This is a genomic window from Leisingera sp. McT4-56 (assembly GCF_020514995.1).
Lineage (GTDB): Bacteria > Pseudomonadota > Alphaproteobacteria > Rhodobacterales > Rhodobacteraceae > Leisingera > Leisingera aquaemixtae_A.
This window is the reverse complement of the sequence record NZ_JAJALF010000039.1, coordinates 1-19,802: the sequence shown is the minus strand read 5'-3', so window position 1 is coordinate 19,802 and position 19,802 is coordinate 1. Positions and strand designations below refer to the sequence as shown.

The 19,802-nt window shown below is 62.3% G+C and carries 12 protein-coding genes; 8 read left to right on the top strand and 4 right to left on the bottom strand.

The window, feature by feature from the left end:
* Positions 1 to 158 precede the first annotated feature (158 nt).
* Positions 159 to 998 (top strand): DMT family transporter, encoded by an 840-nt coding sequence (locus LHL23_RS22775; RefSeq protein WP_226431666.1) that lies wholly within the window; start codon positions 159 to 161, stop codon positions 996 to 998.
* 14 nt (positions 999 to 1,012) lie between these two features.
* Here the strand turns inward: LHL23_RS22775 and LHL23_RS22770 are convergent, their stop codons facing one another.
* From LHL23_RS22770 to LHL23_RS22760, 3 genes are all read right to left on the bottom strand, one after another.
* Positions 1,013 to 3,865: a PAS domain S-box protein gene (locus LHL23_RS22770; RefSeq protein WP_319005230.1), complete on the bottom strand. Its 2,853-nt coding sequence runs from the start codon at positions 3,863 to 3,865 to the stop codon at positions 1,013 to 1,015.
* Between the two features lie 291 nt (positions 3,866 to 4,156).
* The gene (locus tag LHL23_RS22765; RefSeq protein ID WP_222482597.1) at positions 4,157 to 6,505 is read right to left on the bottom strand and encodes a methyl-accepting chemotaxis protein; all 2,349 of its coding nucleotides are present in this window, start codon (positions 6,503 to 6,505) and stop codon (positions 4,157 to 4,159) included.
* 102 nt (positions 6,506 to 6,607) lie between these two features.
* A complete protein-coding gene (locus tag LHL23_RS22760) occupies positions 6,608 to 6,988 on the bottom strand; it encodes a hypothetical protein (protein ID WP_222482598.1) in 381 nt (126 codons plus the stop codon).
* A gap of 63 nt (positions 6,989 to 7,051) precedes the next feature.
* Here LHL23_RS22760 and LHL23_RS22755 point away from each other — a divergent pair, with 63 nt between their 5' ends.
* The 5 genes from LHL23_RS22755 (at position 7,052) to fdhF (ending at position 15,943) form a co-directional block, all read left to right on the top strand.
* Positions 7,052 to 9,553 (top strand): Hint domain-containing protein, encoded by a 2,502-nt coding sequence (locus LHL23_RS22755; protein WP_226431664.1) that lies wholly within the window; start codon positions 7,052 to 7,054, stop codon positions 9,551 to 9,553.
* 420 nt (positions 9,554 to 9,973) lie between these two features.
* Complete coding sequence (locus tag LHL23_RS22750; RefSeq protein ID WP_226431663.1) at positions 9,974 to 10,420, top strand: winged helix DNA-binding protein; 447 nt, start codon at positions 9,974 to 9,976, stop codon at positions 10,418 to 10,420.
* A gap of 51 nt (positions 10,421 to 10,471) precedes the next feature.
* Positions 10,472 to 11,383 carry a LysR family transcriptional regulator gene (locus LHL23_RS22745; RefSeq protein WP_226431662.1) on the top strand — a complete coding sequence of 304 codons (912 nt, stop codon included), beginning with the start codon at positions 10,472 to 10,474 and terminating at the stop codon, positions 11,381 to 11,383.
* Between the two features lie 93 nt (positions 11,384 to 11,476).
* On the top strand, positions 11,477 to 13,165 hold the full coding sequence (locus LHL23_RS22740) for an NAD(P)H-dependent oxidoreductase subunit E (RefSeq protein WP_226431661.1): 1,689 nt from the start codon (positions 11,477 to 11,479) through the stop codon (positions 13,163 to 13,165).
* A 3-nt stretch (positions 13,166 to 13,168) separates the two neighbouring features.
* Positions 13,169 to 15,943, top strand: coding sequence for a formate dehydrogenase subunit alpha (gene fdhF / locus LHL23_RS22735; RefSeq protein ID WP_226431660.1), 2,775 nt, complete (start codon positions 13,169 to 13,171; stop codon positions 15,941 to 15,943).
* 151 nt (positions 15,944 to 16,094) lie between these two features.
* On the opposite strand, the gene LHL23_RS22730 is transcribed toward fdhF, so the two are convergent.
* Positions 16,095 to 16,709 carry a TetR/AcrR family transcriptional regulator gene (locus tag LHL23_RS22730; protein WP_226431659.1) on the bottom strand — a complete coding sequence of 205 codons (615 nt, stop codon included), beginning with the start codon at positions 16,707 to 16,709 and terminating at the stop codon, positions 16,095 to 16,097.
* A 137-nt stretch (positions 16,710 to 16,846) separates the two neighbouring features.
* Here LHL23_RS22730 and LHL23_RS22725 point away from each other — a divergent pair, with 137 nt between their 5' ends.
* Together LHL23_RS22725 and LHL23_RS22720 are read left to right on the top strand one after the other, a co-directional pair.
* Positions 16,847 to 18,892, top strand: coding sequence for an NADH:flavin oxidoreductase (locus LHL23_RS22725; RefSeq protein WP_226431658.1), 2,046 nt, complete (start codon positions 16,847 to 16,849; stop codon positions 18,890 to 18,892).
* Position 18,893: 1 nt separating this feature from the next.
* Positions 18,894 to 19,619, top strand: coding sequence for an NAD(P)-binding domain-containing protein (locus LHL23_RS22720; RefSeq protein ID WP_226431657.1), 726 nt, complete (start codon positions 18,894 to 18,896; stop codon positions 19,617 to 19,619).
* Positions 19,620 to 19,802 lie beyond the last annotated feature (183 nt).

The window sequence follows — 19,802 nt, the reverse complement described above, 5'->3', positions numbered from 1 at the left end:
CGCGCCCTGCGCGAGTTCAACAGCCACATCGCCGCCGTCGCCTATCCGGTGCTCTACCGCAACGGACAGCTGCTGGAGACACGGCTGATCGAGGAGATGACTGGAAGCGATGAAGAACACACCGGTCGCGGCCGCTAGCCCAAAGACCTGACCCTGATATGACACTCCCTGTTATTGCCATCATTCTGTCGGCGGCCCTGCTGCATGCGGTGTGGAACGCCATTGTGAAAACGGCCGCTGACCGCACCACGACGCTTGGCCTGGTTGCCTTTGGCCAGGTCATCCCCAGTGCCGTGATGATTGCGGTCCTGCCGCTGCCATCGGCGGAGAGTTTTCCCTATATCCTGATGTCGACCGTGGTGCATTTCGGGTATTACTACATGCTGGGCCGCGCCTATCAGCATGGTGATTTCAGTGTGGTCTACCCGATTGCCCGCGGTATCGTGCCGGCGCTGGTTGGCATCTGGGCGATGATCCTGGCCGGGGAAGTGCTGCCGCTGCAGGCCTGGGCCGGAATTGCCGTGATTGCCTGCGGTATCCAGCTCAGCAGCTGGAAGGCGCTGCGCTCCGGCGTGGGGCGGGCGGCCTTGGTGTATGCCGTTGGAACAGGGTTCTGCATTTCAATCTATTCCGTGGTTGACGGCCTGGGGGTGCGCCTGTCCGGTAGCACGCTCGGCTACTGGGCCTGGGGCGCTTTCTTCCACATCTTTATTGCCGGGTTTGTTGCCATCCGCAGGCGCCAGTCCCTGGCGGCCCTGCCGGCAAGGACCTGGGCCTTGGGCATTGCCGGCGGCCTGGTGTCGATGGCGGCCTACGGGCTGGTGCTTTATGCCAAGAATTTTGCCCCCCTGGGCGCGGTCTCTGCGCTGCGCGAAACGTCTGTGATTTTTGCGGCCTTGATCGGGTTTGTTTTCCTCAAGGAAGGCTATTGGATGCGGCGGCTGGGCTCAGCCGTTCTTATGGCAGCCGGTGTGGCGCTGATCGGGACGGCCGTGTAGTTCCGAGCCCCCGGTCAGGCGCTGGCGCGCGGTTCCTGCTGGGGCGGGGTTTCTGCCAGCAGCGTTGCCAGAGTGTGCAGAAGCACCGCCTTCTTGACCGGCTTGGCCAGAAAATGATCCATCCCGGCCTCGAGGCAGGCCTGCTGGTCACTGGCAAAGGCATTGGCTGTCAAGGCGACTATGACGGGCTGCGGGATCGGCAGGCTGCGGATTTCCCGTGTGGCGCCGATGCCGTCCAAGACCGGCATGGACATGTCCATCAGGACGATATCCGGATGCAACTCCTTGCACATTTCCACCGCGGCACGGCCGTTCGCAGCCTCAACCAGATCAACGGGCTGGCCGCGCAGATACTTCCGGATCAGCAGTCTGTTGGTCTGGTTGTCCTCGGCCAGAAGCACCCTGCATGAGCCAAGCTGGAGGGTGCTTTCGGCGGAGAAAGCTTCTGCTCCCTGCGGTGCCTGCCGGGCTGGCGCCAATTGCAGCTCCAGCCGGAAACATGACCCATGGCCAAGATCCGACACCACGGAAATACCGCCGCCCATCCGTTTTGCCAGCATGCTGGAAATGGTAAGGCCAAGTCCGGTGCCGCCAAAGGCCTTGGTCGTGGCAGCATCCGCCTGGGTAAAGCGGTCAAAGATATGGCGGGCCTGTTTTTCGGATATCCCGATGCCGCTGTCCTCAACCTCTATCACCAGGCGGTAGGGGGCTCCTGGCGCATGGGAGACACGGACGGCGATTTTGCCTTCGGGTGTGAATTTCACCGCGTTGCCGATCAGGTTGACCAGGATCTGGCGCAGACGCCCGTCATCGCCGTGAAACTGCTCGGGCATCCCGTCGGCATAGCTGATCTCAAGCGAGACACCGTTTTCCGAAGCTTTCGGGCGGAACAGGTTGGCGGCGCTGCTGACGCAGTCGCGCAGGTTGAAGTCCTCTTCGGAAATGGAGAACTTTCCGGCCTCCAGGCGCGACACATCGAGAATATCATTGATGATTTTCAAAAGGGCCTGAGCCGAACTGCGGATGGTTTCGACGTTCTGCTGCTCGTCCGGCGGCAGGTCTGCCTCCGCCAGAAGGTCCGCCATCCCGATGATCCCGTTCATCGGCGTGCGGATTTCATGGCTCATGTTTGCCAGGAATTCCGACTTGGCGCGGTCGGCCTGCTCCGCCGCCAGTTTGGCTTCGGCAAGTTCGCGTTCGCGCTGCTTGCTGTGGGTAATATCACGCTCGATACCGATGATCAGATCGACCGTGCCGTCGGCGCTGGTCACCGGAACGATGTTGGTGTCGAACCAGACTTCGCTGCCCGATTTCGTGTAGTTCAGAACCTCGTTGTGGTAGCGGATACCGAGGTCCTTGTGCCGGTTCATCTCGCGAATGACGTCGGTGTCTGTATCCGGCCCGTCCAGCAGGTCGGACGGGGTGCGCCCTATGGCGTCTTCGGCGAGGTAGCCGGTAGCGCGCGTGAAGGCGTCGTTGACCCAGAGAATCCGGCGCTCAGCATCCGTCAGGATGATGCTGTCAGAGGCGTGTTTGGCGACAAGCGAAAGCCGGTGCAGTTCTGCTTGCTGTTTTTGCAGCTCGGCGTGCGCCTGTTCAAGCGCCTGCTTGCCCTGTTTCAGCTCGCTGTTGCGTTCCGACAGGGTCTGGTTTGCGCGGATCAGCTCCTCGCGCAGGCGCACATCTTCGGAGACGTTCCAATTGACACCGATCATCCATTCGCGGCCCTGCGCATCCGTGAAAGGGCTGGCCAGCGCGCGAATGTGCTTCACCGTGCCATCGTCCAGCACGATCCGGAAATCCGAGGCAAAATGCGTATTGCTGCCTTCGGCGGCCTCAAGGGCCTTCGTGACCCTGGCGCGGTCGTCCGGGTGCAGCTTGTTTATCCAGGCAGGCCCGGTCAGCGGGCCGTCCGCAGCAGGAACGCCGTACAATTCGTGCATACGGCTGTCCCAGCTCACCCGCTGGTTCTTGGCGTCGCATTCCCAGATGCCGACCCGTGAGGTCTTGACCGCAATCTCCAGCCGCCGCGAGACGGCTTCCAGCTCCGCCTCCCGGTGACGCAGCTTGCGGATCACGCTTTGACGCGCGGCAGACAGCCTGCCTGCCAGAAATGTCGGGAAGACGATGAGGGTGCCTGCCGCCAGCAAAGCAAGCCGCAGTTGCCACAAGTTGCCCGGATCGCTCTGCCAGCCGCCTTCCGGCCGGGCCGCCAGCTGCCAGGAGCCAACGGGCAGATTGATGTCAAGCAGAACAGGGTCATCGGAGACGATGCCCGGGGTGCCGAGGAACTGCTTGCCTGCCGCGCCGGTTCCGTCCTGTCCGGTCAGCGCAATGTCCAGGCCGTTGCTGCCGTCAACGCCCGTTGCAGCGTATAAGGTGTCTGTTTCGACAACGGCTGAAAGAATGCCCCAAAACCGGCGTTCTTCCCCGGAGCCGGTGAAAATCGGCAGCCGGTAGATAAACCCGGACCCGCCCTGCACAAGATTGACGGGGCCGGCCAGAACCATCTCGCCGCTGTCGCGCACCCGGTTGGCAGCCTCGCGCTGCGCCGCGTTCTTGTTGTAGTCCAGTCCTATGACAGGCTCGTTGCCTTCTACCGGGTGTATCAAAGAGACGACAAGCCCGGGAGCCGCCGCAATGTGCCGGATGGCGGTCTTTCCCTCCAGCACCTGGGCGGCAATCCGGCCAAACCGCTCCTGCCCCATGTCCGGTTCGGTTGCCAGCATCGCTGCCAGGCCGCGCAGCCGCTGGTAGTCGCCGTTCAGCTGGCCTTCGAGACGGGATTTGATAATCCCGGCCTCCTGCTGAGCCTCGGCGCGCTGAGACTGGTAGTGAATCGTGGCGTTCTGCCTTTCGGCATACATGCCCGCAGCGCAGACCACTGCCAGGGCGAGCAGGGCAGGAAGGTAAGTCCTGTTGCTGAGCGCGCGCATCCAGCGAGCGGGAAGTTTAACCACGGCCATCCAGCCACCTTTGATAATTCAAAAACACCACTGGCAACTGAGGCCTTAATTTGTGCCAGCTGTAAGGTTCAGTTCTATTGTCCTCTTAAAGTCTGAAAATCTGGTTTTCACAACACGGTTGCTTCCGGCTGCCGCCCAGTGTGGCACAAGCGGCAGCCGCGGACGTTGTCCGGCTGCAGGAGACCGGCAGGATCAGAAGTCCTGCCATTTCATCAGAGCGGCCGAACCGTCGGAAACCGGCAGCGCTTCGGGGGCTTCCGGCAGACCCTCCCAGCCGGTTCCGTGAGCGGACGGCAACTGGGGCTGCAGGTCCCCGCGGGGCGGGGGCATGTCCAGCCCGACATTGAATTGCGCCACAAGCCCGGCCAGGTTCGATGCATCGCCGTTCAGAAGCTGGCCTGCAGCGGTCATCTGCTCCACCATTGCCGCGTTCTGCTGGGTGACCTGGTCCAGCTGCATCACGCCGGTGTTGATTTCGCCGATGCCGGTTGACTGCTCTGCCGCGCCTTCGGCGATATCCGAAACCAGGCCAGAAATATGCGACACCTGCGAGACGATGCTGTGCAGCGCCTCTCCTGCCTTTCCGACCAAGTCCACACCTTTTTCCACCTGTTCGCCGGAGTTGGAGATCAGTGCCTTGATTTCCATCGCCGCATCCGAGGAGCGCTGCGCCAGCGCCCGCACTTCGGACGCGACCACTGCAAAGCCGCGGCCCGCCTCGCCTGCGCGTGCGGCCTCGACACCCGCATTCAAGGCCAGCAGGTTGGTCTGGAAGGCGATGTCGTCGATCACCCCGATGATCTGCGAGATATGGCGTGCCGATTCCTCGATCCCGTTCATCGCGGAGACCGCATTCTCGACAACCTCGCCGCTGGCCTTTGCCTCGTCCCGGGCTTCGTTCATCGCGGCTTCGACCCGGCGCGCGCCGTCGGCGGCGGCCTTGACGCTGGCGGTCATCTGATCCAGCGCGGCGGCGGTCTGTTCCAGTGTCGCCGCCTGGCTTTCGGTGCGCTGCGAAAGGTCATCCGATGCCTGGCTGATCTCCGATGTGCCGTTGCGGATGCTGGTGGTGGCCTCCACCACCTCGCGCACGGTTTTGTTCAGTGTTTCTATGGTGCGGTTGAAGTCCAGGCGCAGGCTTTCATGCGCTTCCGGGAATGGCTCTGTGATCGGGCTGGAGAAGTCGCCGTTGGCGAGATGGGTCAGCCCGTTGCGCAGTTCGTCAACCACATGGTCCTGCTGGCGCTGAAGCTCCGCGCGCTCGGCTTCGGCCAGCTGGGCATTCTGCAGGTCGGTCTTGAGGCCCTCAAGAATGCTCGCAATGTTGCCGAACTCGTCGCCATTACCCAATCCCGCCACCGGGTGGTCATAGTCCTTGGCCGCAATATGCTCGACACTCTCCGAGAGGCTGGAGACCTTGCGCGCGATGCCGCGGGCGGCAATCCAGGACAGCAGTGCCACCGCAAGGGCAACGCCAACCGCCTGCAGCATGGATGCGTTGACTAGGCTTTTCTGGGCAGCCAGGGCCTCGGCGCTGTCGACCTCAAGCACAATTCCCCAGGTGCGGTCATCCAGGCTGACGCCGGCGGCCATCGCTTCCACCGGCTGCCCGGACAGTCCGGGGGTGCCGGAGAAACTGCTTCGGCCGCCGCTGATTGCCGCGGTGATTTGCTGCAGTTCAGGCAGTTTCGACAGAACCTGATGCCCGTCGGCGCGTTCGGACGCCGTGAGGGCAATCCCGTCGCCGCGCACCAGGTAGGCCTGACCGGTTTCCCCAAGGAGCGCGGAATGGGACAGAATACCTGCGATCCCGTCCACGGGGACGCGCAGCACCAAAGCGCCCATGATCGCATCTTTCTTGAAAACCGGTGAGGATATGAACATTGCGGCCGCGCCGCTGTCAGCCTGGTAGGCGCCCATTTCCGACAGGAATACGTTGCCCGGTTCCAGTTCCAAAGCCGCGCGGTAAGCCTGGCCCAGCCCGCTGTTCTTGTATGGCCCGTCCAGGTAGTTCAATGCGAAGTCTTCATTCTTCTGGACCGAGTAGACCATGTTGCCCTGCACATCCAGAAGGTAGGCATCCAGGAAACCCTGCTCTTCGAGGAAAGTGACGAATCCCGTGTGGTTCATTTTGTGGCGGATTGACCAGGCCGACTTGTCCTTGGCGTCCAGCAGTTTGTAACGCTCCCCTGCCGGATTGGGGTTGCCGTCAACATAGGTGGCGCGCAGATGCCCGCTGGGATCGTCGCCGAGCGAATAGAAGCCGTTGGAAAAGTCGCGCAGCGCGGTTTCAACTGCCTTGCTGGCAACCAGTGTCCGGGTCTGGGATCGCAGGCCGGAAACCCAGTTTTCCAGCGCTTCCTTGCGTTCCTCCAGCAGCGTCGCGTAGGCGGTTTCCCGGTTGGTCTTCAGTGCTTGCCCGGCTTCCCAGGCAAAGAAAAAGCCCGAGGCGAGGGTCAGAAGGATTGTCGGTGCGGCAATGGAGAGCGGCAGCTTGCGGCCCAGTCGCATATTGCCCCAGAATTTCAACAGTCGAGTCATCACGGCGTAGTTCCCATCAACATTTCAGTCTGCCGGGCAGCCTGAAAGCGGCCATTGGCAAGCCAGCTGAGCGGTGCTGGATGGGAAAACACTCAGGAGGATTCATTTCCGGGCCGTTAAAATCGGCCCTGGCAATCCGGATCTGAGGCATTTGGCGGGCGTGAAGCCGCAGATAAAACGATTCATTTTTAAAGACGGCAGGCCAAGGGCTGTGAAATGCAGGCGCGAAAGCGGTCCGCGATCCGGAAAGAGCGCGAGAGGGGCAGTGATGTCCTGCTCCGGTTCCAGGGCATGCGCAGGGGAATCACCTGCTGTTGACGGCTCTGCTGTCAGACCGGGGCGCGCGCGGCAGGACGGTAAAACTGCCTTTCTCCAGACTGCCCAGTTTAACTGCACAGAAACCTTGACGGATTTACCATTCGTTACGGCCATAAGCGTATTGCCTCGGGCAGTAAGGGCCGCTGCCGGTTGCAGTTCAGCCAATCAAAGAAGGCCCATTGGTTTCCTGTCGCAAACCAGGCAGGGCTGAAGAGATGAGAGTACACGATGGCCCAACCTGATTGGCTCGCCAACCTGATCGCAACCATCAATGGCACGCTGGGCAAGGATGCGCTTGCGGGAACAACCGGCGATGACACCATAGACGCCGGGGACGGCGATGATACGGTGGCCGGCGAGGAAGGCAGCGATGTTATCGACGCTGGCGAAGGCAATGACGTCATCTATGGCGACATGGGGGACGGGTTCGAACAGGGTGTCGACGCCAGCCCGCTTCAGCTTGAAATAGGCAACATTCAAAGCGTCTCGCATGATGGCGGGACGGGGTCTGCGGGCAACTACGCCATCTTCAGCGACGTCGCGACCTTGGCGGATGGCACCAGTGTCTGGGGCAGGCTGGTGCTTGTCGAAAAGTCGAACCCGGACATGAGAGTGGAATTCGGCTATACCGAGGGTGCGGAAATTCTGCTGGAGGGCGATCAGGCCGGCGACCAGGCCAGCTTCCGCCTGGAGTTCTTTGATCCGGCAACCGGTGAGCCGGTCTATCTGAACTCCACCGCCACCTTTAACGACATCGACGACAACAGCGGTTACGGCGATGCCGAAGCAGTCATCATTGACGGCAACAGCTTCACCTCCTTTGGTGTCTCGCAAGACACGTCGCTCAGCACCTCGACCGATGGCAACATGGTTACGGCGGCCGGCACAGAGCTGAACAGCTACACCGATCAGGATGCCTGGTTCTCAGCCGGGTTCGAGGACCAGTCTTCGATCGAGTTCACATTGCAGACGCGCGATGGTCTGGCGGGGTTCACGCTCTCCGGGGACGTCATTGATGATCCTGTAACGACCCCGATTGAACAGGGGGCTGACACCATTCTGGGCGGCGGCGGCAATGACGTCGTCTATGGCCAGGGCGGCAACGATTCCCTGCTCGGCGAGGAAGGCGACGACAGCCTCGATGGTGGCGACGGCGACGATGTTCTGGACGGGGGCGCCGGCGCGGACACCCTGATCGGCGGGGCCGGGGGCGACACGCTCTCCGGCGGCGATGGCAATGACTACATCGACGGCGGCGAGGGAAACGACTTCCTGTCAACCGGGCTGGGCAATGACACCCTGGTCGGCGGTGAAGGCGACGATACTCTGCAGAACTCTGCGGGCGATGACAGCCTGGTCGGCGGCACCGGCAATGACAGCATTATCGCCACGGACGGCAACGATACGCTGGAAGGCGGCGACGGTGCCGACACCATGTACGGCGGCAACGACGACGACTTGCTGATTGGCGGCAGCGGCGATGACCAGATGCATGGCGAGTCCGGCGCGGATACATTCCGGATGTCAGATGGCTTTGGCAATGACACCCTGACTGGCGGCGAAGCAGGCAATGACTATGACACCGTTGATGTCTCTGGCGTTACCACTGGTGTCACCGTCACCTATTCCGGCGACGAAGCGGGCACGATCACCGACGGCACGGACACGATCACCTTCTCCGAGATCGAGGCGCTCAATCTAACCGATCAGGCCGATGTGGTGGATGCCTCCGCCGACAGCGCCGGCACCTCAATTGACGCAGGTGCGGGCGACGACACCGTCACCTTCGGTGCCGGGGACGATTCCATCACCGGCGGCGCAGGCTATGACGAACTGATCCTGACTGGTGGAGGCGGCATCGACACCATCAGCGATTTCAGCGTTCTGGATGATGACAGCGACGGGTTCTTTAACGATCAGCTGGATGTTTCGGATCTGACCGGCGGCACAGGGCCGGACGGTGCCATCCGCGCCTGGGATGTCTCTGTCAGTGATGACGGGGCCGGCAATGCTCTGCTGACCTTTCCGGGCGGGGAGAAACTGGTTCTTGAGGGGGTCTCTCCAAGCCAGATCACAACGGCGCAACAGATGCATTCTGCGGGCATTCCCTGCTTCACACCTGATGTGCTGCTTGCCACGCGGCGGGGTGCGGTTCCCGCAGGCCAGATCCGGGTTGGCGACTTGTTGCAAACTGCCGACAATGGATTTCAGCCCGTGATCTGGGTCGGGAAGCGAACGCTGAGCACGGCGGAACTGGCCCGGCGTCCGCACCTCAAACCTTACCGCCTCCGCCCGGGCGGTTTGCTGGCGCCGGAGCGGCCGATGCTGCTGTCCCCGCAGCACCGCCTGCTTGTTGGCCGCAAGGCTTTCGGGTGGTGCACGGGTCTCGAGGAAAGCTTCTTGTCGGCCAAGCTGCTGGCAGAGACCGATGCGGCCTGCAGCCAGGTGCATGGCGTATCCGGGCCAGTTACCTATGTGCATCTCATGACTGAGCAGCACGAAGTGATTTTTGCTGAAGGCATCGCGACAGAAACATTCTGGCCCGGTCCAGAGGCTGTCCGCGGATTAAATGCAGATGGCAGGCAGGAGCTGTTCGAGCTGTTCCCGGAGCTGGCCGCAGTGCTGTGCCTTGCCGGCAAAACCGGGCGTATGCAAGTGTGCCGGACCTATGGCGGGCTTGCGCGTCACGCTTTGAGACGCCGTGACCTGCAGCACCTTGTTGCTGCATGAGCCGTCCGTTCCCATGAAGCGTTCGGAGCCAGCGCTTCACTGCGAGGGACTGCGCGCTTTCGTTTCGGTGTATTCCCAACCCGCAACGGATTGAGTTTGGGCGCACGCTGCCAAGACCAGAGTGCGGGCCGCTTCTGTTTTGCCTGTTTGCCGGGCGGCTATTGAAACTCGCCGGAATTGGTTGAATATATTGGGAACATTTGAATTGAATTTTGGAGATGGGAGCCGGCGTCCTTTTTCGCAGGGGCTGGCACTCGTTTCGGCAGGTTCGGCTGCGGGAGCTGCCCGTTTCAGAGCCGGCGTAATTGTGCCTGACCGGACAATGGATTTTGGAGACCTTCGTTGGATAAGAGAATTGGCATTTCCGCGCATTCAGACCCGGCCTCTGACGCGTCTGGCGAAAGGCTGCACCAGTTGGAAATGGCGGTGCAGCGGGCACAGGAAGGGCTGGCCCGGTGGCAGGCGCATTGCTTTGAACAGGTGAGCAGCGTGCCACTGTCTGGAGCTGAGATCACCCTGCTCCTGCTGATCGGCAGCGGCGGACGGTCCAAATCGATCAAAGAACTGGCCCGATTCACCAACCGCGTTGATATTCCGAATATTCAGTACTCCCTGCGCAAACTGGCTTCTGCCGGCCTCACCTGTAAAAAAGGTGCTGGCCGGTCCGGTGTGTCTTACAGCCTGACGAAAGAGGGGGCGCGTGTGGCCGGGAAGATGAAATCCGTGAGGGAGCACCTGCTGCTGGAGGCGTTAGCGGACCGGCCCGGGCTGGCCAGTCTGATGGAGGGCGCCCAGGAAGTTTTGGAAGAACTGACCGAGCTCTATGAAACCAATGCGCATACTGCGGGCGCGGGCAGCAAGCCCTGACCGGTAACAGTTTCATTGTAATGGGCCGCGGCAAAGGCCTACAGTTCCACTATGATCGAACTCAAGGACCTTTTGCTGCTGACAGCACTGGCACGGCACCAGCATTTTGCCAAGGCAGCCGCTGATTGCGGAATGTCGCAACCGGCGTTTTCGATGCGGATCCGGAATCTGGAAGAACGGCTGGGGCTGTCGATCGTGCGCCGGGCCAACCGGTTTCAGGGCCTGACCGAAGAGGGCATGATGATCGTGCGGCGCGCGCGGTCTATCCTGGACGATGCCAGGGCGCTGGAGCAGGAAATTGCGGCAGCCCGGGGGGAAGTGACCGGCACGCTGGTTCTGGGGGTGGTGCCGACAGCCACCGCCTGGGCAGCACAGCTAGTGGACCAAGTGCACCAAGCCTATCCGCGGATCCTGGCGCAAGTGGAAGTGACGTCCTCCTTGGCCATTCAGCAGCGGCTTTATGATGGCACCATTGACGCCGGCATCACCTATGCGGACAGTATGGGCCAAGAGCTGGTGACAGTGCAGCACCTTTACGAGGAAAGCTACGTGCTGCTGGCACCGGAAGATATGGTGTCGGGCCGCGGCGATGTGATCAGCTGGGCGGAAGCGGCGGAGCTGCCGCTGAGCCTGCTGGATGAGCAGATGCAGAACCGCCGGATCTTGGACCGGATCTTTGCTGAGCTGGGGCTGAAGCCGGAGATCGTATCCGAATCCAACGGGTTCATGGCCTCAATGGTTCTGGCGCGGGAGGGGTCGGCGGCGACCATTCTGCCGCGGGCGCTGATGCAGGCGCTTGGCGGGCTGGGCGGAACCCGGGTTCTGGCGCTGGTGGAGCCGGAGCAGGCGCGCCCGATTTGTATCGCGACTCTCGACCGGACACCGGAACTCACAACTGTGCGTGCTTTGAAAGAGGTAGTTGCGACGTTTGCAGACACTAGGATGCCGCAAATGGCGTCATAAGAAATTCTGATCGTGCGATCCAATTTACAGATTTGACGATATTCATTCTTGATGGCATTGGCGGAATGAAAGACGTGCTGACTGGAGGATCCCATGGCACCATTGGATGATAGCAAGGGCGTATGGAAGTCCGGCAAAGGCAAAGGGCGCAAGACGCCCAAAGGCCGCCAGGTTGACGACATTGCGCTGAGCGAGGTTCAGGAACTGCTGGGGGACCGCCCGCGCAACCGGGACCTTCTGATCGAATTCCTGCACCTGATTCAGGACAAATACGGCTGCCTCAGCGCCGCGCATATCCGGGCGCTGGCCGAGGAGATGCGGACTGGTCAGGCAGAGATCTATGAGGTGGCCACCTTCTACGCCCATTTCGACGTGGTGAAGGAAGGCGAGACACCGCCGCCGGCCCTGACCATCCGGGTTTGCGACTCGCTGTCCTGCGAGCTGGCTGGTGCTCAGCAGCTGCAGAAGGCGCTGGAAGATGGTCTGGACGCAAGCCAGGTCCGCGTCCTGCGCGCGCCCTGCATGGGCCGTTGCGACACCGCGCCGGTGCTGGAAATCGGCCACAATCACATCGACCACGCCACCGTGGAGAAAGTGGAAGCGGCGATTGCGGCAGACGACACCCACGCGCATGTCCCCGAGTATGAGACTTTCCCAGCCTACGAGGCCGAAGGCGGCTATACCACGCTGAAAGACTTGCGCGCCAATGGCGACTGGGAAGCAGTGCAGGCAAAAGTCAAAGAAGCCGGCCTGCGCGGTCTTGGCGGCGCTGGCTTCCCGTCCGGCACCAAATGGGGCTTTGTGCGCGCCAACGAGGGCCCGCGCTATCTGGCTGTGAATGGCGACGAGGGCGAACCCGGCACCTTCAAGGACCGCTACTACCTAGAGCGCACCCCGCATGTGTTCCTCGAGGGCATGCTGATTGCTGCCTGGGCAGTCGAGGCCGAGAAAGCCTTTATCTACATGCGTGACGAATATCCGGCAGTTCTGGAAATTCTGCGCCGCGAGATCAAGGCGCTGGAAGAGGCCGGCATCGTCGAGGCAGGCTATATCGACCTGCGCCGCGGGGCAGGGGCCTATATCTGCGGTGAAGAAAGCGCGATGATCGAGTCGATCGAAGGCAAGCGCGGCGAGCCGCGCCACCGTCCGCCGTTTGTGGCGCAGGTGGGTGTCTTCGGCCGCCCGACCCTCGTCCACAACGTCGAAACTCTGTACTGGGTCTGCAAGATCAACCGCGAAGGCCCTGAATGCCTGAACTCGGTTGAGAAGAACGGCCGCAAAGGGCTGCGCAGCTACTCGGTTTCGGGCCGTGTGAAGAACCCGGGCGTGCATCTGCTGCCCGCCGGTTCCACCATCACCGACATCATCGAGGCCTGCGGCGGCATGCTGGATGGCCACGCGTTCAAGGCTTACCAGCCGGGCGGCCCGTCCTCGGGCCTGCTGCCCGCGTCGATGAATGACGTGCCTTTGGACTTCGACACGCTGCAGCCGCATGGCACCTTCATCGGTTCCGCTGCTGTGGTGGTTCTGTCCGATCAGGACTCCGCCCGCGACGCGGCGCTGAACATGCTGCGCTTCTTCGAGGATGAAAGCTGCGGTCAGTGCACCCCGTGCCGGGTGGGCTGCGAGAAAGCCGTCAAGCTGATGAGCGAGAAGAAGTGGGATCAGGGCCTGCTGGAAGAGCTGAGCAGCGCAATGGTCGATGCCTCGATCTGCGGCCTGGGCCAGGCTGCGCCGAACCCGATCCGCCTGACCATGAAACACTTCCCCGAGGAGGTTTGAGCCATGAGCGATAAAGTCACATTCACACTCGATGGCGAACAGGTCACGGCGGACAAGGGCCTGACCATTTGGGAAGTCGCCAACGGCCGCGGTCTAAAAATTCCGCATCTGTGCCACAAGCCGGCACCCGGCTACCGCCCGGACGGCAACTGCCGCGCCTGCATGGTGGAGATCGAAGGCGAGCGCACGCTGGCAGCCTCCTGTATTCGTGAACCCGCCGAAGGCATGGTCGTCACCACCAACAACGCGCGCGCCGAAAACGCCCGCAAAATGGTGATGGAACTGCTGGTCGCGGACCAGCCCAAGAAAGAAGAGGCGCACGACAAGTCTTCCCACATGTGGGACATGGCAGAGCTGAGCGGCGTTACCGAGAGCCGCTTTCCGAAGCTGGAAGAAGGCCGCATTCCGCTGCTGGACGACAGCCACGTTGCCATGAAGGTGAACCTGGACGCTTGTATCTCCTGCGGCCTGTGCGTGCGCGCCTGCCGCGAAGTGCAGGTCAATGACGTGATCGGCATGGCTGGCCGCGGCCACGATGCCTATCCGACCTTCGACATCGCCGACCCGATGGGCCAGTCCACCTGTGTGGCCTGCGGCGAGTGCGTCCAGGCCTGCCCGACCGGCGCGCTGATGCCCGCCACCGTGATGGACGACAAACAGGTTGGCGACAGCAAGGACTACGATTCCGAGACCGAAAGCGTCTGCCCGTTCTGCGGCGTCGGCTGCAAGGTCAGCCTCAAGGTCAAGGACGGCAAGGTCAAATATGTCGATGGCATCAATGGCCCCGCCAACGAAGGCCGCCTGTGCGTCAAGGGCCGCTTCGGCTTTGACTACATCCACCACCCGCACCGCCTGACCAAGCCGCTGATCCGCCGCGACGACGCGCCGGCCAAGGGCTTGAACGTCGATCCGGGCAACCTCTCCACCCACTTCCGCGAAGCGACCTGGGAAGAGGCGATGGATTTGGCCGCCAAGGGCTTGATGCGCTTGCGCGATGAAAACCCGAAATCGGTTGCGGGCTTCGGCTCGGCGAAATGCACCAATGAAGAGGCTTATCTCTTCCAGAAGTTCATCCGCCAGGGCTTCAAGCACAACAACGTCGACCACTGCACCCGCCTGTGCCATGCGTCGTCTGTTGCGGCGCTGATCGAAAACGTGGGCTCCGGCGCGGTGACCGCGACCTTCAACGAGATCGAAAACGCTGATGTGGCGATCGTTATCGGCTCCAACCCGATCGAGAACCACCCGGTGGCGGCGACCTACTTCAAGCAGTTCACCAAGCGCGGCGGCAAGCTGATCGTGATGGATCCGCGCGGCGTCGGCTTGCGCCGGTTCGCGACCGAGATGGTGCAGTTCCGACCCGGTGCGGACGTGTCGATGCTGAACGCGATCATGAACGTGATCGTTGAGGAAGAGCTCTATGACAGCCAGTACATCCACCGCTGGACCGAGAACTGGGAAGCCGAAAAAGAGCACCTGAAGCAGTTCACGCCTGAGAAGATGTCGGAAATCTGCGGCGTCTCCCCCGATCAGCTGCGCCGCGTTGCGCGCACCTTTGCGGGCGGCAAGGCGGGGCTGATCTTCTGGGGCATGGGCGTGTCCCAGCATATCCACGGCACCGACAACTCGCGCTGCCTGATCAGCCTCGCGCTGATGACCGGCAATGTGGGCAAGCCGGGTGCAGGCCTGCACCCGCTGCGCGGCCAGAACAACGTGCAGGGCGCATCCGACGCGGGCCTCATCCCGATGTTCCTGCCGGATTATCAGACCGTGACCTCGGATGATGTCCGCAAGAGCTTTACCGATGTCTGGGGCGGCGGCGACTTCTCGAACGAGAAGGGCCTCACCGTGACCGAGATCGTGGACGAGGCCTATGCCGGCAACATCAAGGGCATGTACATCCAGGGCGAAAACCCGGCGATGTCCGACCCGGATGCCGACCACGCGCGCGATGCCTTTGCCAAGCTGGAGCTGATGATCGTTCAGGATATCTTCCTGACCGAGACGGCAAACTATGCCGACATCATCCTGCCGGCCTCGGCGCTCTATGAGAAGAATGGCACCGTGTCGAACACCAACCGCCAGGTGCAGCGTGTGCGCCCCGCCGTTCCGCCTCCGGGTGAGGCGCGCGAGGACTGGCAGGTTACTGTCGAACTGGCGCAGCGCATCGGGCTGCCTTGGGACTACAAGGATGTCAGCGAAGTCTTTGCCGAGATGAAGCTGAACATGAAGTCCCTCAACAACATCACCTGGGAGCGTCTGGAAACCGAGACCATCACCTATCCGTCGCTGCATGAGACCGACCCCGGCCAGGCGATTGTGTTCGGTGACGGCTTCCCGCGCCCCGAGGGCCGCGCCCGCTTCACCCCGGCATCGGTCATCCCGCCGGATGAAGCACCGGATGCGGAGTACCCGATGATCATGACCACCGGCCGCCAGCTGGAGCATTGGCACACCGGGTCGATGACCCGGCGCTCCAAAGTGCTGGATGCGGTGGAGCCGGAGGCGAACTGCTCGCTCAACCCGCGCACGCTCAAGCTGATGGGCATCGAGCCCGGCGAGATGATCCGCCTGTCGACCCGCCGCGGTTCGATCGAGATCATGGCGCGGGCCGACCGGGCGATTGCCGAGGATATGGTGTTTGTGCCGTTTGCCTATGTGGAGGCGGCCGCCAACATCCTGACCAACCCGGCGCTGGACCCCTACGGCAAGATCCCCGAGTTCAAGTTCTCGGCGGTGAAGGTCGAAAAGATCGAAGGGCAGATCGCAGCCGAATAATCCGGCAGAGCTGCTGGAACTAACAAGGCGGGCGCGGAACCAGGGGTTCCGCGCCCGTTTCTTCTGGTGGCGCTGGCATCTGTGGTGCCTGCCCGGCGGGCGGGCGTGTTTCTGTCTCGGGCGGCGTGGAGCACCAGGAACTCGGCGGTGGTTAGCGGTGCCGGGCCAGAAACCGGTCCAGGTCCCGCTGCGCAGGGCGGGTGCCGGTGAACACCTCGATCCAGCCGGGCATCAGGGAAATCCGGTATTCCGTGCTTTCGTGCACCTGCATCGAGATATAGCCGATCTGGGTGTAGATCATGGCCCGGGCGCGGATCAGCGCATCCGCCTCCGGATAGCCGAAACGGATGAACATACCAGTCATGGCCTGTTCGCGGCGGGCGTCGGCAAGGTCCAGCCTTTGCTGCAGGCCGCTGTCATTGCGGGCCCAGTTGCGGATGGCCAGGTCCAGCCTTGCGTCAAACAGCTCCGGGTCGATCCAGCAGTCGAACAGGTTGAACATCGCCTCGGCAATGCTCTCGGCATAGGCCTCGGTGCGGGCCACCAGATTTCCGGTATTCCTTTCCTCCCACCGCCGAACCATCGCTTCCAGCAGCTCTTCGCGGTCCTTGAAATGCCAGTAGAAACTGGTGCGCGATACGCCAAGCCGCTTGGCTAGCGGCATCACCTTCACCGCTTCCACACCGCTCTCGGTCAGCACCTTATAGGCGGCTGCCAGCCAATCCTCTTCGCTTAGCCGCGGGCGCGTGATGTCCTGTGTGTCCATGCGCCAGCCATAGCAGCGGTGCAGGACACGCGCAACTTTTCTTGACAGGTGTGAGTGTTTAATCGACACATATGTCAAGAGTGGCGGATGACTCGCCTTGCCGCCATGCCAATTCACCGTTCCAGGAGACGCCTGCCATGCCCAAGGATCCGCTGCTGCAGCCCTACCAGCTGAAGCATCTGACGCTTCGCAACCGGATCATGACCACCAGCCATGAGCCTGCCTATCCGGAGGATGGCATGCCAAAGGAGCGCTATGCGGCCTATCACGCGGAACGGGCCAAGGCGGGTGTGGCGCTGACCATGACAGCCGGGTCCGCTGCGGTCAGCCGCGACAGCCCGCCGGTGTTCAACAATATCCTGGCCTACAAGGACGAGGTGGTTCCCTGGATCCGCAACCTGACCGACCGGGTGCATGAGCACGGCGCGGCAGTTATGATCCAGCTGACCCACCTGGGCCGCCGCACCGGCTGGAACAAGGGCGACTGGCTGCCGTCCGTCAGTTCATCGCGCCACAGGGAGCCCGCGCACCGGTCCTTCCCGAAATTGGCCGAGGACTGGGACATCACCCGTATCATCTCCGACTTTGCCGATGCGGCGGAGCGGATGAAGGACGGCGGCATGGACGGGATCGAACTGCAGGTCTACGGCCATCTGCTGGATCAATTCTGGTCGCCGCTGACCAATGACCTGGACGGGCCTTATGGCAGGCAGACGCTGGACAGCCGGATGAAGTTTCCGATGGATGTGCTGCAAGCGGTGCGGGAGCGGGTCGGCAGCGATTTCATCGTTGGCTTGCGCTACACTGCGGATGAGGCGGAGAAGGGCGGGATTTCCCCAGAAGAAGGGCTGGAGATTTCCAAACGCTTGGCGAAAAGCGGCATGGTGGATTTCCTCAACGTGATCCGCGGTCGAATCCACACCGACCCGGCCATGACCGATGTAATCCCGGTTCAGGGCATGAAGTCGGCGCCGCATCTTGATTTCGCAGGTGAGGTGAAGAAGGCAACAGGCATGCCAACCTTCCACGCCGCCCGTATCCCGGATGTTGCCACTGCGCGCCACGCGGTTGCCAGCGGCCTGCTGGACATGGTCGGCATGACCCGCGCCCATATGGCCGACCCGCATATCGTGAGAAAGATCATCGAAGGGCGTGAAGACGATATCCGCCCCTGCGTCGGAGCCACCTACTGCCTGGACAGGATCTATCAGGCGGGGGAGGCGCTGTGCATTCACAATGCGGCCACTGGGCGCGAACTCACGATGCCGCACCAGATCACCCCGGCAGAGACCCGCAAAAAAGTCGTAATTGTCGGCGCAGGTCCGGGCGGTCTGGAGGCCGCGCGCGTGGCGGCCGAACGCGGCCATAATGTGACCGTGTTTGAAGCGGCGGCGGAGCCGGGCGGTCAGGTCCAGCTGACCGCGCAGAACCCGCGCCGGGCGGAGATGATCGGCATCATCGACTGGCGCATGGCGCAATGCGCGGCCCGGGACGTGGCGTTCCGGTTCAATACCTGGGCTGAGGCCGAGGATGTGATTGCGCTTGATCCGGACACCGTCATCGTGGCGACCGGCGGAATGCCCTGCATGATGCTGCACGAAACCGGCAGTGGGTTGCCCCATGCGGTCTCCAGTTGGGACATCATCTCAGGCGATGTGAAGCCGGCCGGGCATGTGCTGATCTATGACGAAAGCGGCGACCACCCCGGGCTGATGGCCGCGGAAGCCGCCGCACGCGCGGGGTCGAGGGTGGAGATCATGACCCCTGACCGGAGCTTTGCCCCGGAAGTAATGGGGATGAACCTGGTGCCCTACATGCGGGCGCTCCAGGATAAGGATGTGACCTTTACGGTTGCCCGCCGTCTGCAAGGTCTCGTGCGCAACGGCAACAGGCTGACAGCGTCCATCGGAACAGACTACAGCAGCCATTCCTATGAAGCGGACTATGATCAGGTGGTCCTGAACTACGGGACCCTGCCGCTGGACGACCTCTATTTCGCGCTCAAGGAAGCGTCCGCCAACCGGGGCGAGGTGGATCACGGCGCCCTGGTCAGCGGCCGGCCTCAAATGATCCGCTCCAATCCTGGGGGCCGGTTCCAGTTGTTCCGCATCGGTGATGCGGTTTCCGCGCGCAACACCCATGCGGCGATCTATGATGCGCTGCGGCTGATGAAGGAGGTCTGATATGCGTCTGGGTTTCTTGGGGTGCGGCACCATTGCCTCGGCTGTTGTGCGCGGCCTGGCGGGCAAGGGCCACCAGATCACCGTCTCGGAGCGAAGCGCGGCGCTGTCTTCGGCGCTTGCCGAGACGTTCGGTGACGTGACAGTTGCCGGAAACCAGGCAGTGATTGATGCTAGCGACGTGGTCTTCCTCGGGCTGATGGCGGACGCCGCGGGGGCAATCCTGAACGGCCTGAGCTTCCGGGAGGATCAGCAGGTGGTCTCCTTCATGGCTGGGGCGGATCTGGAACAGGTTGCGGACTGGGCTGCGCCTGCCAGGGCGGCAGCGGTTATGATGCCTTTCCCGGGCATCGCGCAGGGCGGCTCCCCGGTCATGGCATTCGGGGATACCGCGCTGCTTGGCCGGATATTCGAGCCGGACAACACGGTCTTTGCTGTCCGGGACAGCAGCGAACTGACGGCTTACTTGTCGGCACAGGCGGTGCTTTCGCCCGCGGTGCGCCTGGTTGCGGACGCCGCGGACTGGCTCGGGCAGCGGGTGTCGGACCCTGCGCAAGGGGAGGCTTTCTTGCGGATGCTTGTATCTACCAGCCTTCAGGCATCGGGCTGCAAGGAGCTGATCGAGGCGCTGAATACGCCTGGGGGCTATAACCAGCGGCTGCGGATGCATATGGAGCAAGCGGGTATGCGCAGAAGTCTGGCGGAAGGCTTGGATGATCTTGCAGGCTGAGTGAACTGAACTGAGATTTTGCGGGCGGCCGGTGGGCCGCCCTTTTTCCTGACCTCTGCGCCCTTTTGGGATCGGCCCGCGTTTGCCGGCCGCATCCGCCTCCGAAAAGGCCAGCAGCCGTTGCTGGGCCTTCTGCGCTACCTCAGTGTTTCTGGCGCTTTGCGGTTCTGAGATTTCGATTCC